The following is a 15,929-nucleotide window of genomic DNA, read 5'->3' as shown; positions in this document are numbered from 1 at the left end:
TTCTTTGATATATTAAATGTTTAACATCCCCTTTCTTCCTCTATAAGGATGCGCTACCCTCACAAATGCGTTCGCGTCCAAAACCGCCTGGAATCTCTATGCTTTCTTTATTCATGAAAAAACGTAGGCAAAACGCTGATTTTTGATTGCTCATCAAAGGTTAAAAAATGAAAAAAACAATCCCTGCATATACACCTGTTGACTTATCACGTTGGGCCAGAAAAGAACATTTCGAGGTATTTCAGTCCTTTGCTCAATCTACATTTAATCAAACTGTTCAAATAGACATCACCGCATTGCTCAAGGATATAAAAGAACTGGGCTGGAAATTTTATCCGACGATGATTTCCCTCCTTTCTAAAATCGTCAACAACCATTCGGAATTCCGTATGGCCATGAAGAACAATGAACTTGTCATATGGAATGAAATTCATCCAAGCTATACCATTTTCCATAATGAAACGGAGACCTTTTCTTCATTATGGAGTCACTTCGATGGCAATATTGATCATTTCCAGAACGTTTATTCGGAAGATGTTGCTCGCTATGGTAATACGCTTTCTTATTGGCCGAAGGAAGAGTCGCGGGAAAATGTATTTTTTGTGTCGGCGATCCCCTGGTCAAGTTTTACCAGTTTTAATATCAACGTAGCCAATATGCAGAACTTTTTTGCCCCCATGTTCACGATGGGGAAATATGTCAACCAGGGGGGAAAAGTATTATTGCCCCTCGCCGTGCAGGTCCATCATTCCGTGTGCGATGGTTTCCATGTGGCAAGATTGTTCAATGAGTTACAGGCGATGTGTGATGACTTACGGCATCACTCCGGCGAACGACAGGTGCAGAGCAAAACGCACCGGGCTTAGCGTCGCGATGCCGGGCGGGTATCACCGCCCGCAGGACGTGTTGATGGAAGTTGAAATTGGGGAAAATGAGCGCAGGAAGCCTGTATAAGATTGTTCAGAAAGTTATCTCCAATAACAAAAGCTTACACGAACCCTGCTAAGCTTAACCGACACACAGAGAAAAGGAGCTACAGATGAAACGGTTACCCTGGATTACCGCCCTGCTGTTAATGAGCGCTTCTACAGCGGCTCTGGCTGCCCCGGATTCCTGCGAGCGCGTAAAAAGCGATATTCAGCAGAAAATCATCAATAACGGCGTGCCCGAGTCCGGCTTTACGTTGAATATTGTGCCAAACGATCAGGCTGACCAGCCGGATGCACAGGTAGTCGGTCATTGTGCGAACGATACTTTTAAAATTCTCTATACCCGCACCGGTAGCGGTGCCGCATCAGGGATGCAGGATAATGGTCAGGGCGAACCTCAGTGATTTTAATCACTTTCTCGCGGCCAATTCCCTTTGACTTGATGAGGATTAATATTTAATACCTCCAAATAAGTAACATTCACCCCATCATTAGCCCGGTTGTAATCACGGGCGAAAATAATACGCAATTAAAATGATGGGGTGAGTTATGTCCGATGTCGAAAATCACGGCGGGATCAGCCGTCGAACGTTGGTTAAATCCACTGCAATAGGCTCTCTGGCACTTGCCGCCGGGGGGATTTCACTGCCTTTTGGCCTCAAAAGCGCCGCTGCCGCGGTACAAAACGCCGTAAAGCCCGCTGAAGACAAAGTGGTCTGGGGTGCCTGCTCGGTCAACTGCGGGAGCCGTTGTGCGCTGCGCCTTCACGTCCGTGATGAAGAAGTTTACTGGGTCGAAACGGATAACACCGGTGAGGATATTTATGGCAATCATCAGGTTCGCGCCTGCCTGCGCGGGCGTTCCATTCGCCGTCGGATCAATCACCCCGATCGTCTGAACTACCCCATGAAGCGCGTAGGGAAACGCGGTGAAGGCAAATTTGAGCGTATCTCATGGGATGAAGCCCTGGACACCCTTACCCGCAGCCTGAAAGATGTCGTGGAAAAATACGGCAACGAAGCGGTCTACATTAACTACTCCTCCGGCATTGTGGGCGGCAATATCACCCGCTCTTCCCCTTATGCTTCGCTGGTCGCGCGTCTGATGAACTGCTACGGCGGCTTTTTAAGCCACTATGGCACTTACAGCACCGCGCAAATAGCCTGTGCAATGCCCTACACCTACGGCAGCAACGACGGCAACAGCACCTCGGATATTGAAAACACGAAGCTGGTGGTGATGTTCGGCAATAACCCGGCAGAGACGCGAATGAGCGGCGGCGGGATAACCTATTATCTCGAGCAGGCCCGCGAGCGCTCTCACGCGCGCATGATCGTCATCGATCCGCGGTATACCGACACCGCCGCCGGGCGCGAAGACGAGTGGATCCCGATTCGTCCGGGGACGGACGCCGCGCTGGTCGCGGGTATCGCCTGGGTACTGATCGACGAAAACCTTGTCGATCAGCCGTTCCTCGACACGTACTGCGTCGGCTATGACGAAAAAACGCTGCCGGAAGGTGCGCCTGCTAACGGGCATTACAAAGCGTATATTCTCGGTCAGGGTGACGATGCCACCGCCAAAACGCCGGAATGGGCCTCGCGCATCACAGGCATACCGGCCGATCGCATCATCAAGCTTGCACGGGAAATTGGCAGTACCAAACCGGCCTACATCTGTCAGGGCTGGGGCCCACAGCGCCAGGCCAACGGCGAGCTGACCTCCCGCGCCATTGCCATGTTGCCGATTTTGACCGGAAACGTCGGTATCAACGGCGGTAACAGCGGCGCACGTGAATCGACCTACACGATCACCATTGAGCGTATGCCACTGCCGGATAACCCGGTGAAAACGCAAATCTCATGCTTTAGCTGGACCGACGCCATCGCGCGCGGACCCGAAATGACCGCCCTGCGCGACGGCGTGCGGGGAAAAGAGAAGCTGGATGTGCCGATCAAATTCATCTGGAACTACGCCGGCAACACCATCATCAACCAGCATTCCGACATCAACAAAACCCACGATATTCTGCAGGACGAGAGTAAATGCGAAACCATCGTGGTGATCGACAACTTTATGACCTCGTCGGCGAAATATGCTGACATCCTGCTGCCCGATTTAATGACCGTTGAACAGGAAGACATTATTCCTAACGATTATGCAGGCAACATGGGCTACCTGATTTTCCTTCAGCCCGTGACCGCACCGAAGTTTGAGCGCAAACCGATCTACTGGATCATGAGTGAAGTGGCGAAACGCCTCGGCCCGGATATTCATCAGCGATTTACCGAAGGACGTACCCAGGCGCAGTGGCTGCAGTATCTGTATGCCAAAATGCTCGACAAAGATCCGCAATTGCCGTCCTATGACGAACTGAAAGAGAGGGGTATTTATAAGCGTAAAGATCCGGCCGGGCACTTCGTGGCCTATAAAAAATTCCGCGATGATCCGCAGGCTCATCCGCTCAACACCCCCTCGGGCAAGATTGAAATTTACTCCAGCAAGCTGGCAAAGATTGCGGCTACCTGGGAGCTCGCCGACGACGAAACCATCAGCCCGCTGCCGGTCTACGCCTCGACCTTCGACGGCTGGGACGCCCCGGAACGTCATAAATTCCCGCTGCAGCTCTTCGGCTTCCACTTCAAAGCTCGCACCCACTCCAGCTACGGCAATGTCGACGTGCTGAAAGCCGCCTGCCGTCAGGAGGTCTGGCTTAACCCCGTGGACGCGGCGCAACGCGGCATCAAAAATGGCGATACGGTGCGCGTGTTTAACGATCGCGGCGAAGTACGCATCGAAGCGAAAGTCACACCGCGCATCATGCCCGGCGTGAGCGCGATGGGCCAGGGAGCCTGGCATGACGCCAATATGAACGGCGATCGTATCGACCACGGTTCATGCATCAACACCCTGACCACGCACCGCCCGTCACCGCTGGCCAAAGGTAACCCGCAGCATACCAATCTGGTGCAGATCGAGAAGGCGTAAGGAGTAAGTGATGACCACTCAGTATGGATTTTTTATTGATTCCAGCCGCTGCACCGGGTGCAAAACCTGCGAGCTCGCCTGCAAGGATTACAAAGATTTAACCCCGGACGTCAGCTTCCGCCGTATTTATGAATACGCGGGCGGTGACTGGCAGGAAGACAACGGTGTCTGGCACCAGAACGTGTTTGCCTACTACCTGTCGATTGCCTGCAACCACTGCGAAGACCCGGCCTGCACCAAGGTCTGCCCGAGCGGGGCGATGCACAAGCGTGACGACGGGTTTGTGGTGGTGGATGAAGATGTCTGCATCGGCTGTCGCTACTGCCACATGGCCTGTCCGTACGGTGCCCCGCAGTACAACGCCGCCAAAGGCCATATGACCAAGTGCGACGGCTGCCACACCCGCGTGGCAGACGGCAAAAAGCCGATCTGCGTGGAGTCCTGTCCGCTGCGTGCGCTGGACTTCGGTCCTATCGACGAGCTGCGTAAAAAACATGGTCAGCTGGCGGCCGTCGCGCCGCTGCCGTCTGCGCACTTCACGAAGCCGAGCATCGTGATTAAACCTAACGCCAACAGCCGCCCGACAGGGGATACCACCGGCTACCTGGCAAACCCGAAGGAGGTGTGAGATGGGAAGTGGATGGCATGAATGGCCGCTGGTGATCTTCACCGTCTTCGGACAGTGCGTCGCCGGGGCATTGATCGTTATGGGGCTCGTCTGGCTTACTGAAAAAGACGACGCGGTGAAAACACGCCTTGTCCGCAGTATGTTCTTTCTGTGGCTGGTGATGGGCATCGGATTTTTGGCGTCCGTGCTGCACCTTGGCTCCCCGCTCCGGGCCTTTAACTCGCTCAACCGCGTGGGTGCTTCGGCGCTCAGTAATGAAATTGCCGCGGGATCCATTTTCTTTGCCGTTGGCGGTTTCTGGTGGCTGGTATCCGTTATCGGTAAAATGCCCCCGGCACTGGGTAAAATCTGGCTGGTCGTTAGCCAGATCCTGGGCGTTGTCTTTGTCTGGGCGATGACCCGGGTTTATCAAATTGATACCGTACCGACCTGGTACACGGGTTACACCACGGTGGGCTTTTTCCTGACGCTGGTATTGGGAGGGCCGCTGTTTGCAGCCCTGTTGCTGCGCGTGGCAAACACGACATATAAAAGCACATTCGCGGCCTCTGTCAGCGTGCTGGCACTCCTGGCCTGCGTGGCGGTCATCGTGCTGCAGAGCAATGACCTGGCGACAATCCACAGTTCCGTTCAACAGGCGAGTGCCCTGCTGCCTGACTATGGCGCACTGCAAATCTGGCGTATCGTACTGCTTGCCGCCGGACTCGGCTGCTGGTTGTGTCCGCTGATGCGTCGGCAGGAGCCTAAAGCCCTCGCTCTTTTTGCAGGCGTGATACTGGTCGTCGTGGGTGAACTGATTGGCCGTGGTCTTTTCTATGGTCTGCACATGACCGCAGGCATGGCGATTGCGGGTTAACACAGTCGCGCGGGCTACTCCGCGCGAGCAAGGAAGGTAGTCATGAAAGAAGTCTCACAGCGTGATTCGTTCGCGTTCAGCGCCCGGGTACTGGGCGCGCTGTTTTATTTTGCTCCGGATAGCGAGCAGACTGCGCCGCTGGTGCAGGCGCTCACCGCAGGCGACTGGATTCAGGACTGGCCGCTGGCGCCGGAAACGCTGCAGCCCGTTGCAGATGCGTTCAAAACGCCAGCAGATGAAGCATTGAAAGATGCCTGGCAACGTCTGTTTATTGGCCCTTACGCCCTGCCGTCACCGCCGTGGGGTTCCGTCTGGCTGGATCGGGAATCCGTACTCTTCGGCGACTCCACCCTCGCGCTGCGCCAGTGGATGCGTGAAAACAACATTGCCTTCGAGATGAAGCAGAACGAACCGGAAGATCACATCGGTACCCTGCTGTTACTGGCCGCGTGGCTGGCAGAAAATGGCCGCGACGCTGAACGCGACCAGCTTCTGGCGTGGCACCTGCTGCCGTGGAGTACCCGCTTCCTGTCCGTGTTTGTTGAAAACGCCGGGCATCCGTTCTACACCGCACTGGGCAAACTCGCACAGCTGACGCTCGCGGACTGGCAGGAGACGTTAATTATTCCGGTCGCGGAAAAAACGCTGTACCGCTAACGCCAGCACCTGGCTTGCTCACTGTTTCCGGGCAAGCCAGGCTCTCCAGCCACCAAATTCGGTGATATCCCGTGCCCCCTCCAGGCCATACGCCTCGCAGATAAACCCGGTCAACCACCGTCCATCCTGCAGCTCGATTTTTCCCAGCCCCAGAGGTGCGGGGATCCCGGCGAGAAACGACCCCACTTCGCTGTGCGGTAGCTCCCAGACCTCGACCGCAATCCCGGCCCCCTGGTCTGCCACCCGAACCATTCCGGGACGTTTACCGTCCGCCAGCGCATACAGACGGTAATAAGGTGCGCTGGTGGTCGCGTCGACAAGGCGTGCTCCGCGCTCTCGTAACTGAACATTGAGCGCCAGACCGTCCATATGCGCACCGCAGACCACTATCCGCAGGCGGTCATGGGTTGCGGTGCAGGTCGGCGCGTCGTCCAGCATGGCACGATTGCCCGGTAACGTTAATTTTGTGTGACGTTGTAACGCATCAGCCAGACTGAGCAGATACTGATCGGTAAACGCGCGGCCAAACAGCGTGACGCCGGATGGCAGCCCATTGTTCATTTCACCGACCGGGACCGCTACGGCGGCATAGTCGAGCAGGTTCATAAAGTTGGTATAGATGCCCAGCGCCGAGTTGCTTTTAACCGGCTCATCGGCCAGCTCAGCCAGACTCACCGGGCGGGGATACGTCGGAATTAATACGCACTCCAGGTCGGCCATCATGGCATCGCACTCGGCTTTATACCGCTGGAGTTTGTATTGCGCGTCAAACGCCGCCACCGCAGTGGCTGCAGGCGCGTTTTGCAGGACATCACGGATAACCGGCAACACCGCATCGGGCTGGCGTTCAATCAGCGCACCCGCGAGGTGATAACGCTCGGCAACCCACGGGCCGTCATAGAGCAGTTTCGCGGTCGCCAGAAACGGTGCAAAGTCGAGAGTCACGGGCACGCCACCCAGCGCGATAAGCCCCGTCTTCGCGCGGTGATACAGCGCCTCGCTTTCTGCACAGCCGAGAAACTCCAGCGTCTCCGGCACGCCAAAGCGAAAGCCCGCATCAGGGACACCAAAAGCCTGCGGGCCGTTCCACGCCGGGTTGGACCGGCTGTATTCGTCACGCGGATCCTGTCGCGCCGTGAGTGCCAGCAGCTGGCTGGCCTCTGCTGCTGTCGCGGTGAAAAACGTGACGCAGTCCAGCGTGCGGCAGGCAGGCACAACCCCTGCCGTGGAGATGAGTCCTTTGGTTGCCTTGAGGCCGACCAGATTATTCAGCGAGGCCGGTACGCGCCCGCTGCCGGCCGTGTCCGTTCCCAGCGCGAAGCTCGCCAGACCCAGGGCGACCGCCAGCGACGACCCCGCGCTGGAGCCACCGGACGGGTAATCCGGATGAACGCTGTTACGACATGGGCCATACGGCGAACGCGTACCGTTTAAGCCGGTAGCGAACTGATCGAGGTTAGTTTTCCCCAGAGGAATCGCCCCCAGCGCAATCAGCTGCGAAACTATCGTTGCATCCTGCTCTGCCCGATACGCAAATGCCGGACAGGCGGCGGTGGTGTCGATACCCGCCAGATCGATATTGTCTTTGATGGCAAAGGGCACGCCGAACAGCGGCAGCGCGTGCGGCGCTACGCCCTCCAGCGCGGCGAGGTACGGCTCCAGCTCTTCAGGGGTGAGCAGATAAATAAAAGCGTTAAATGACGGGTTCAGCGCCAGCGCGCGCTCGCGTAATGCCGTTATCACCTCACGCGGGACGATCTGGCCTTCACGGTATGCCTCTGCCAGCACAGAGAGACGTAAATCATAAAGAGGCTTCATGCTGTTTTCTCCAGAACGACCACGCACTGGCCCGCCCGCACCGACGACCCCGGCTGGACACGGACCTGACTGACCACACCGTCCTGAGTGGCAACTAACGGGATCTCCATTTTCATCGACTCCAGCACCACCAGCACATCGCCTTCGCGCACGGTGTTGCCGACCTCAACGTTCACCTGCCACAGGTTGCCGGCAACCGGGCTTTCAACACCGGATTCTCCCGACCGTAACGGCACGTCGTCACCGTCATCCGTCGTTTCGTCGCTGCTGTCAAAATGCGCCTGCCCGCCCGCTATCCAGCGCTCACGCTCGGCGTTAAACGCCGCCTGCTGATGCGCACGGAATGCCTCAATCTCAGGTGCTTCGTCAGCCAGAAACTGCTGATACTCCGCCAGTTTCAGCGTGGTGTGTTCAATACGCAGCGGATAACGCCCCAGCGGGAAATCCCGGCGGATGGTTTGCAACTCCCCGGCTGAGACCGGATAAAAGCGAATTTGATCGAAGAAACGCAGCAGCCAGGGCTTGCCGCCGAAATCCTCTACCGTGCGATAGCGATTCCACATCTGCAGGGTTCGCCCCACAAACTGATACCCGCCCGGCCCTTCCATACCGTAGATGCAGAGGTATGCCCCGCCAATGCCCACCGAGTTCTCCGCCGTCCAGGTGCGCGCCGGATTGTATTTGGTGGTCACCAGACGGTGTCGCGGGTCGAGCGGCGTGGCCACCGGCGCGCCGAGGTAGACATCCCCCAGCCCCATCACCAGATAACGGGCGTCGAACACCGTTTTATACACTTCATCAATGTTAGCCAGATCGTTTATGCGACGGATAAACTCCAGGTTACTCGGGCACCACGGTGCATCGCGGCGCACGGTGGTCATGTATTTGTCGATAGCTTTCTGACACGCCGGATCGTCCCAGGAGAGCGGCAGCCAGACGATGCGCGATGGCACGTCCAGCGAGTCCTGGTCACAAACGCCCTGCCACAGCCCGGCGATCACCTCCAGCAGGCTATCCAGGCGCAGCGTTTCCGGCTGATAATGAATTTGCAGGGAGCGGATCCCCGGCGTGAGATCGATAACGCCTTTCAGCGCCCGGTCCTCCAGCGCCTGCATCAGCGCGTGGCCGCGAAAACGCAGCACCAGATCCAGCTCTGGCTCGCCAATCTCCAGCAGCAGATGGGTATCACCCGACACTCTCGCCACCAGACGTTTATCGTCAGTCCCCTGCGTCAGCACAATCGGTGAGTCCAGACCGGCAGGTTGCCACATGACAGGTTGCGGGGTCAGGCTGGCGATTTGGCGCTCCTGCGCCTGCGCCAGCCGTCGCGCGGTGGCAATATCCACCGGCACAAAGCGAACGTAATCTCCCGCCTTCAGTTGCCCTACCGCGTGCAGATCGGCCTCGATGATGGTGACCGGACAGACAAACCCGCCCAGGCTTGGGCCATCCGGGCCGAGGATCACCGGCATATCGCCGGTAAAATCCACCGCGCCGATGGCATACGGATTGTCATGAATGTTCGACGGATGCAGTCCCGCCTCGCCGCCGCTGTCGCGAACCCATTCCGGTTTCGGGCCAATCAGGCGTACCCCCGTCCGGCTGGAGTTGAAATGCACTTCCCATTCGGTGGCGAAAAACGTCGCGATGTAATCCGGCGTGAAATACTCCGGTGCACCGTGCGGGCCGTAAATCACCCGCAGTTCGCGCACCGCGTCCAGCCTCGTGTGCAGCGCCTGCGGCAGCGGCGCATCCGCAACCGGCTCGGTTAACGGCGCCAGGTGCAAAATGTCACCTGTGCGGAGCGCCCGTCCGGCGTGCCCCCCGAACTGCCCCAGCGTGAAGGTGCTTTTACTGCCCAGATATTCCGGCACGTTAAACCCACCGCGCAGGCAAAGATAGCTGCGCACGCCCGCACCGCGGATCTCTCCCATACGCAGCGTCATGCCCGCACGGACGCGAAAAACGTGATTATTGGCCAGCGGTTCACCGTCCAGCGTGAGCGCAATTTCAGCGCCCGTCACCACCAGCTGCGCATCGCAGTTGAATTTCAGCGTCGGGCCGCTGAGGGTGATCTCAAGCGCGGCGGCATCGTCTTTATTGCCCAGCAGACGGTTACCCAGACGCAGCGCCAGGCTGTCCATTGGCCCGGATGGCGGAACGCCAACCGCCCAGTAGCCTGTGCGTCCCGGGTAATCCTGTACCGTGGTCTGCGTACCGGCGCTGAGCACCTCCAGCGTGGACGCCTGGTATATCAGGTGCTCAAGACAGCGGGTCCAGGGCTCACCTGCGGCAAACGGTGCGAAGGTCAGGATCTGCTGCAGATAGCTGCGGTTGGTTTCAACGCCATAAAGACGGGTCTCCCCCAGCGCGGTATGCAGCACGCGGATGGCGGCTTCGCGTGTCGGCTGCCAGGCGATCATTTTGGCTAACATGGGGTCAAAAAACGGCGGGACTTCGCATCCGGCCTCAACCCAGCTGTCGATGCGCAGCGTAACGCGGTCATCGGGCGGGAAAGCCACGTCGGTGAGCAGTCCCGGTGAAGGCTGGAACTGGCGGCCCGGGTTCTCGGCATAGATCCTGGCCTGAATGGCATGCCCCTTCGGTTTCAGGGTGTCACGCAGTGTCGTCAATGGTGGCAACGTTCCGGCGGCAAGTTCGATCATCCAGCGCACCAGATCCACGCCCCACACCTGTTCGGTCACGCCGTGCTCCACCTGCAAACGGGTATTCACCTCAAGGAAGTAAAAGCGGGCGGCGTCGCTGTCATAGACGAATTCAACGGTGCCCGCGCTGCGGTAGTTGACCGCTTTACCCAGCGTTATCGCCGCCTCGCACAGTGCCTGCGCCATGCCCGCCGGCAGGTTTGGTGCGGGCGTCTCCTCCAGCACTTTCTGGTTACGCCGCTGCACAGAGCAGTCGCGCACGCCGAGGGCAATCACCTCGCCCTTGCCGTCGCCAAACAGCTGTACTTCCAGATGACGCGCCCGCTCGATGTACTTTTCGATAAACACACCCGCGTCGCTGAAGTTATTTTTCCCCAGACGCACTACCGCATCGAACGCGTCGCGCAGCTCTTCTGCGTCATAGCAGACGCGCATACCGATACCGCCGCCTCCCGCCGTGCTTTTCAGCATCACCGGATATCCCACCCCGGCGGCAGCGTTGACGGCCTGGTTAACATCGGCCAGCAGGTCGGTGCCCTCCAGCATCGGAACCCCGTGCGTTTTCGCCAGCGCGCGAGCGGTATGTTTTAGCCCAAACAGACGCAGCTGTTCCGGCGTGGGGCCCACAAAGGCAATCCCCGCGGCGTCACACGCTTCGGCGAACGCGGCGTTTTCCGAGAGAAAACCGTAGCCCGGATGAATGGCCTGTGCGCCGCTGGCTTTCGCGGCGGCGATGATCTTCGAGCTATCCAGATAGGTATTCGCCGCCGGGCCATCGCCCAGACTCAGCGCTTCATCGGCCTCGCGAATATGCAGGCTGCTGATATCCGCCTCGGAATAGACTGCCACACCACGGATTTTCATGGTGCGCAGGGTGCGTAAAATGCGGCAGGCTATCGCCCCGCGGTTCGCAATCAGGAGTGTCGTCAACATAGGTCAGACTCAATCGTGGCGGGTCGTCCCGCCGAAAATCGGCTCACCCATGGTCGTCCATGGGGGAAAAAGCGGTTACGGCAGAATGCGTCCGGCACGGACTTCAAACAGGCGGTACAGCGCCTGGCGCAGTCGCTGCCAGCGGGTGGGCGTCAGTTCCATACCAGCACCTCAGCAGGCGTTGGGTTCCAGCCGTTGCAGGGGTTATTCAGCTGTGGACAGTTGGAGATCAAGACAATGACGTTACACTCGGCGCGCAGGTCGACGTATTTCCCCGGCGCGGAGATACCATCTTCAAACGTCAGCCCGCCCTCTGGCGTCACCGGCACGTTCATAAAGAAATTGATGTTGGCCGTGATGTCGCGTTTTTGCAGACGGCCATCGTGCAGACAGGCGCAGAGGAAGTTATCGCGACAGCTGTGCATATGGCGTTTATCGAGGGCGTATCGCACGGTGTTGCTCTCCTGGGCGCAGGCCCCGCCGAGGGTATCGTGACGCCCGCAGGTATCGTCGATAATGGTCAGCAGGGGGTTACCGAGGCTGGAGTACAGGACGCTGCCCCGCGTGAGATAGGCGTTGTTCTGACGGCGCAATGTGCGCTGCGCATCGTAACGTTCACGCGGGTTATCGGCATTGTAGAACAGCGTGTCGACTGCCTGGTTACCTTCCAGGTCGAGCAGGCGCAACGTCTGCCCCTGTTTCACCTCGAACAGGTACGGTTCACCTGCCGGGATCACGTGGCGAAATCCCGCGTCTTGCACATGCTTTTCAGAGATCATGGTCATTTTACTGCTCCTTACAGGGCGAAAAGCCGGGTATTGGTCATGGCGCGTTCGTTTTCCGGGCGCGTCAGAAGCGCGTTAACGGCCCCCTCTTCATCCTCAGCCTGTCGCCAGCTCAGCGCGACCGGTCGTGGGGCATATTCCCGGGACGGATCCATCGGATGCTGCAGCGCGGTCATCACCACAAGCGTGTCCATGGGGGCGTACAGCTCCACGTAACTGCCCGACTGCGAATAGCCGCCGTGGAAGGTGAACTGACCGCGGTCATCGACGGTGACTTTGCTGAAGAAGTTGACCACCATCAGCAGATCTTCGAGATTGAGATCCCACTTCCCCATCTCCACCAGCAGGTTGTCCGTTCCGTTTCGGTAAAACCCGTTGCGCAGTTCCTGATAGCGTCCCTGGCCATACTTTTCAGTCACCTCGGCGGCGTTCAGTACGCCGCCAAACGGGTCATGCCAGCCGCAGGTATCTGCGGTGATGCCTGCCAGCACGCGTCCCATGTCGGAGTAAAAGCAATGTCCGGCGGTCAGACGCGCGGTGTGCTGGCCTTTCAGGGTGTCGGGCAGGTTCAGACGTTCACTTTTCTCGTGCGGATTCAGCATCAGCAGGCTGACGTTTGCTCCACCTTCAATGTCGGTCATACGCAGGATCTGCCCGCGCTTAAGCACAAATGAGAGGTGACCGCCGCCGGGCAGGATCTCTTCACGTAACATGGTCATGGTATTCACGGTGTTAACCCCTTAATGCATAAACGTTATCGGGAGCCGTTCCACTCAGCGCGGAGAGCCGCGTCTCGTTGAGCGGAATGTCGTAGGTAATACGGGCGCCAAAGGCGTTGGGCGCCTGCGGGTCGAGGCGCACTTTGTCGAACACCAGTAAGCGGGTGCCGAGGTTAAAGCCTTCCGAAAGATCGTGGGTGACCATAAAGACAGTCATGCGGGTCTCCCCCCACAGTTGAAGCAACAAGGCGTGCATATCTTTACGGATACCCGGGTCCAGGGCGCCAAACGGCTCATCCAGCAGCAACACGCGCGGTTGCATGATGAAGGCCTGCGCAATGGCTAAACGTTGCTGCATACCGCCGGAAAGCTGGGCCGGGTATTTGTGCATCGCATGCCCGAGACCGACTTTTTCCAGCATCCCGGTGGCCCGCTCACGCGCCGCGCGTTTCTTTGCCCCAAACAGGCGCCCGAACAGCGGCGCTTGCGGCAGTTCCAGACCTATGGTGACGTTATCCAGCACGCTGAGATGCGGGAAAACGGAGTAGCGCTGAAACACCACGCCCCGGCTGCTGTCCGGCTCGGCGCGCAGCGGTTTACCATCCAGCGTAATGGACCCTCGGCTGGGCGCTTCCTGACCGAGCAGCAGGCGCAAAAACGTGGATTTTCCGCAGCCAGAGGCCCCCACCATTGAGCAGAACTCGCCCTCTTTCACCTGCAGATTGAGGCGCTCCAGCACCACGTGGTCGCCGTACTCCTGCCAGATATTGTTGATGGTGATAAAGCTCATGCCTTCCCTCCTTCCGCCCAGGGAAACCAGGTTTTATGTAACTGGCGCAGGGCCAGGTCCATCAGCCAGGCCAGCAGCGTGATCCACAGGACGTACGGAATGATCACATCCATCGCCATATAGCGGCGCACGAGGAAAATGCGATAGCCCAGCCCGGCGGTTGAGGAGATGGCCTCTGCCGAAATGAGAAACAACCATGCCGACCCCAGTAGCAGACGCAGCGAGGTCAGCAGCCGCGATAACAGCTGCGGAAGTACCACGCGCAACACCAGCGTCCAGCTGTTGGCACCCAGCGTCTGGGCTTTGATCAGAATCTCCGGTGGGATTTCGCACGCGCGATGCTCCAGATCGCGCGCCAGCATCGGAGTGATGCCGATGACAATCAGCATCACTTTCGACAGTTCATCCAGCCCGAAAACGATAAATAGCACTGGCAGGATCGCCAGCGGCGGGATCATCGACAGCACCGTCATCAGCGGCGAGAGCGACGCGCGCCACAGCGGGAAAACACCGGCGGTGACACCAACACAGAGGCCGATGATCGAGGCGATGACCAGCCCCGTCAGCAGACGGGCAAGGCTCACCAGCGTGTCCACCCAGAACAGATAGTCACCGCTGCGTTTATCCGGGGTAAACGCCATGCGTGATAGCGCGTCCAGCATCTGCTGCAGGCCAGGCAGCAGCTTGTCCTGCGGGTTAGCCTCCAGCCTGACCGCGGAACCGAAAAAGTATGCGGCCAACAGCAGGACGAAAGGCAGCATCACGAGCATCAGCCGCATGCCGGGCGTGGGATGGCGATTAATTTGTCGCATGGATGTTCCGTCCGTTATCACAGCGTGCCGGCAGCGGCCATTTTCACGAAGCTGTCGTCAAAGCGCAGCTTCACGTTGCTGGCATCGCCCTGGGTGACATTGCCCGGGAAGCGCATGCCGATGAAATCCGCGCTTTGCGCCCCATCGCCCAGCAGCCCTTTATCGAACGAAAACGTGGCCACGCGCTGCATGGTTTTCGCCAGCTCCGGCGAGGTTAAAAAGGCAATATTGTCCTGCGGGGTATAGAACAGGTGGGTTGTTTTCAGCTGCGCCTGATAACCGGCCAGATCGGTACCGGAGGCGGCGGCCATTGCGTTGAGCACGGTGGCATCCTGCGCTTTCATCAGCCCCATCATCTCGTACCATGCGCCGGTCAATGCTTTGCCAAGCGCCGGGTTGTCTTTCAGGGTTTCGCTGTTGACCACCATCATGTCGATAAGCTCACCCGGTACCTGAGAGGAGCTGAACACTTCAGTCGTTTTTGGCGTGCCTTTGATGACTGACAGCTGTGGGTTCCAGGCTACCGCTGCCTGCACATTTGCCGTGCCAAAGGCGGAGACGATGTCCGCGTCAGACGTGTTTACCACGGTGACGTCTTTTTCGGCCAGGCCGGCTTTTTCCAGGCCGCGCACCAGCAGATAGTGGGAAACAGAGAGCTCAGGCAGGTAGACTTTCATCCCTTTCAGGTCGTTGAGCGTTTTGCCCTCGCCCTTCATCACCACGCCGTCGTTGCCTTCTGAATAGCTGCCGAGGATCAGCGCCGTGGTATCAACACCGCCAGCGGCCGGTATGGTCAGCGCATCCATATTGGTCATGGTGCAGCCGTCAAACTGGCCCGCAGTGTACTGGTTGATGGATTCGATATAGTCGTTGAGCTGAACAACGTTGATTTTGATGCCGTATTTATCGGCCCATTTATCGATGATTTTGCTACTGCTAAGGGTGCCCCAGGGCATCCAGCCGGCGTAGATGGTCCAGCAGACGTTGAACTCTTTCTTCACCGCAGCAAAGGTGGGGAGACTGACCAGCATCGCCAGGGAGAGTACCAGGGTGCGGAATAATGGCGTTTTCTTCATGCTTGACCTCTGAGTGGCACAAAATTAGGGGGCAGCGCGACACCTTCTGGTGCTGCTGTCTCCCGGGCTTTTGTCCCGCCGTGTAACCTCTCAGAGGTCGCCAGCTCTTGGACCAGCCATTCACCGCAGTGAACCGGAACCCTAGCCAGCTATTTTTCAAATTGTGGTGTGCTGCCCTTCAGTGTTAAGCGTTGCAAGGGATATGCCAGAATTTTTTATGTTAATTATTAATCTGTTAAGTCTGCCTGTGCATTCTGTTTCACCGTTTTGGT

At 58.1% G+C, this 15,929-nt stretch carries 13 protein-coding genes and 1 riboswitch; of the genes, 6 read left to right on the top strand and 7 right to left on the bottom strand.

The features are described 5' to 3' along the window. The first annotated feature begins 167 nt into the window (after positions 1-167). The 6 genes from catA (at position 168) to dmsD (ending at position 6,058) form a co-directional block, all read left to right on the top strand. Positions 168-866, top strand: a complete 699-nt coding sequence (gene catA / locus AAIR21_RS23920; protein WP_079231093.1) for a type A chloramphenicol O-acetyltransferase — start codon at positions 168-170, stop codon at positions 864-866. Between the two features lie 173 nt (positions 867-1,039). Further along, entirely contained in the window at positions 1,040-1,333 is a 294-nt protein-coding gene (locus AAIR21_RS23915) for a DUF1161 domain-containing protein (protein WP_014169881.1), read from the top strand. Between the two features lie 145 nt (positions 1,334-1,478). Next, complete coding sequence (ynfE, locus tag AAIR21_RS23910; RefSeq protein WP_183516403.1) at positions 1,479-3,917, top strand: selenate/tellurate reductase subunit YnfE; 2,439 nt, start codon at positions 1,479-1,481, stop codon at positions 3,915-3,917. 10 nt (positions 3,918-3,927) lie between these two features. Beyond that, positions 3,928-4,545, top strand: a complete 618-nt coding sequence (locus AAIR21_RS23905) for a DMSO/selenate family reductase complex B subunit (RefSeq protein WP_014169373.1) — start codon at positions 3,928-3,930, stop codon at positions 4,543-4,545. 1 nt (position 4,546) lies between these two features. After that, the gene (locus AAIR21_RS23900; protein ID WP_183516404.1) at positions 4,547-5,401 is read left to right on the top strand and encodes a dimethyl sulfoxide reductase anchor subunit family protein; all 855 of its coding nucleotides are present in this window, start codon (positions 4,547-4,549) and stop codon (positions 5,399-5,401) included. A 42-nt stretch (positions 5,402-5,443) separates the two neighbouring features. Then, entirely contained in the window at positions 5,444-6,058 is a 615-nt protein-coding gene (dmsD, locus tag AAIR21_RS23895; protein ID WP_183516405.1) for a Tat proofreading chaperone DmsD, read from the top strand. An 18-nt stretch (positions 6,059-6,076) separates the two neighbouring features. Here the strand turns inward: dmsD and atzF are convergent, their stop codons facing one another. The 7 genes from atzF to AAIR21_RS23860 form a co-directional block, all read right to left on the bottom strand. Then, on the bottom strand, positions 6,077-7,876 hold the full coding sequence (atzF, locus tag AAIR21_RS23890) for an allophanate hydrolase (protein ID WP_183516406.1): 1,800 nt from the start codon (positions 7,874-7,876) through the stop codon (positions 6,077-6,079). Continuing rightward, complete coding sequence (gene uca, locus AAIR21_RS23885) at positions 7,873-11,475, bottom strand: urea carboxylase (protein ID WP_431835353.1); 3,603 nt, start codon at positions 11,473-11,475, stop codon at positions 7,873-7,875. Before uca ends, atzF begins: the two co-directional genes overlap by 4 nt. Before the next feature lie 152 nt (positions 11,476-11,627). Next, positions 11,628-12,260 (bottom strand): urea amidolyase associated protein UAAP2, encoded by a 633-nt coding sequence (locus tag AAIR21_RS23880; protein ID WP_183516408.1) that lies wholly within the window; start codon positions 12,258-12,260, stop codon positions 11,628-11,630. Positions 12,261-12,271: 11 nt separating this feature from the next. After that, on the bottom strand, positions 12,272-12,979 hold the full coding sequence (locus tag AAIR21_RS23875) for an urea amidolyase associated protein UAAP1 (RefSeq protein WP_032679675.1): 708 nt from the start codon (positions 12,977-12,979) through the stop codon (positions 12,272-12,274). A gap of 13 nt (positions 12,980-12,992) precedes the next feature. Then, the gene (locus AAIR21_RS23870; RefSeq protein WP_014169870.1) at positions 12,993-13,769 is read right to left on the bottom strand and encodes an ABC transporter ATP-binding protein; all 777 of its coding nucleotides are present in this window, start codon (positions 13,767-13,769) and stop codon (positions 12,993-12,995) included. Further along, the gene (locus AAIR21_RS23865; RefSeq protein ID WP_014169869.1) at positions 13,766-14,581 is read right to left on the bottom strand and encodes an ABC transporter permease; all 816 of its coding nucleotides are present in this window, start codon (positions 14,579-14,581) and stop codon (positions 13,766-13,768) included. Before AAIR21_RS23865 ends, AAIR21_RS23870 begins: the two co-directional genes overlap by 4 nt. 17 nt (positions 14,582-14,598) lie before the next feature. Further along, the gene (locus tag AAIR21_RS23860; protein WP_032681129.1) at positions 14,599-15,657 is read right to left on the bottom strand and encodes a putative urea ABC transporter substrate-binding protein; all 1,059 of its coding nucleotides are present in this window, start codon (positions 15,655-15,657) and stop codon (positions 14,599-14,601) included. Positions 15,658-15,714: 57 nt separating this feature from the next. Further along, a riboswitch (guanidine-I (ykkC/yxkD leader) is annotated at positions 15,715-15,813 on the bottom strand. Positions 15,814-15,929 lie beyond the last annotated feature (116 nt).

The organism is Enterobacter sp. PTB (assembly GCF_051130085.1).
Taxonomy (GTDB): Bacteria; Pseudomonadota; Gammaproteobacteria; order Enterobacterales; family Enterobacteriaceae; genus Enterobacter; species Enterobacter ludwigii.
The sequence above is the reverse complement of the archived record's forward strand: the minus strand, read 5'-3'. Positions and strand labels throughout refer to the sequence as shown.

Excerpts from the sequence above, each read along its gene's own strand:
- uca (WP_431835353.1), bottom strand. The coding sequence starts at position 11,475 with ATGTTGACGACACTCCTGATTGCGAACCGCGGGGCGATAGCCTGCCGC.
- catA (WP_079231093.1), top strand. The coding sequence starts at position 168 with ATGAAAAAAACAATCCCTGCATATACACCTGTTGACTTATCACGTTGG.
- AAIR21_RS23860 (WP_032681129.1), bottom strand. The coding sequence starts at position 15,657 with ATGAAGAAAACGCCATTATTCCGCACCCTGGTACTCTCCCTGGCGATG.
- AAIR21_RS23915 (WP_014169881.1), top strand. The coding sequence starts at position 1,040 with ATGAAACGGTTACCCTGGATTACCGCCCTGCTGTTAATGAGCGCTTCT.
- AAIR21_RS23880 (WP_183516408.1), bottom strand. The coding sequence starts at position 12,260 with ATGACCATGATCTCTGAAAAGCATGTGCAAGACGCGGGATTTCGCCAC.
- AAIR21_RS23870 (WP_014169870.1), bottom strand. The coding sequence starts at position 13,769 with ATGAGCTTTATCACCATCAACAATATCTGGCAGGAGTACGGCGACCAC.
- ynfE (WP_183516403.1), top strand. The coding sequence starts at position 1,479 with ATGTCCGATGTCGAAAATCACGGCGGGATCAGCCGTCGAACGTTGGTT.
- atzF (WP_183516406.1), bottom strand. The coding sequence starts at position 7,876 with ATGAAGCCTCTTTATGATTTACGTCTCTCTGTGCTGGCAGAGGCATAC.
- AAIR21_RS23865 (WP_014169869.1), bottom strand. The coding sequence starts at position 14,581 with ATGCGACAAATTAATCGCCATCCCACGCCCGGCATGCGGCTGATGCTC.
- AAIR21_RS23905 (WP_014169373.1), top strand. The coding sequence starts at position 3,928 with ATGACCACTCAGTATGGATTTTTTATTGATTCCAGCCGCTGCACCGGG.
- AAIR21_RS23900 (WP_183516404.1), top strand. The coding sequence starts at position 4,547 with ATGGGAAGTGGATGGCATGAATGGCCGCTGGTGATCTTCACCGTCTTC.
- AAIR21_RS23875 (WP_032679675.1), bottom strand. The coding sequence starts at position 12,979 with ATGACCATGTTACGTGAAGAGATCCTGCCCGGCGGCGGTCACCTCTCA.
- dmsD (WP_183516405.1), top strand. The coding sequence starts at position 5,444 with ATGAAAGAAGTCTCACAGCGTGATTCGTTCGCGTTCAGCGCCCGGGTA.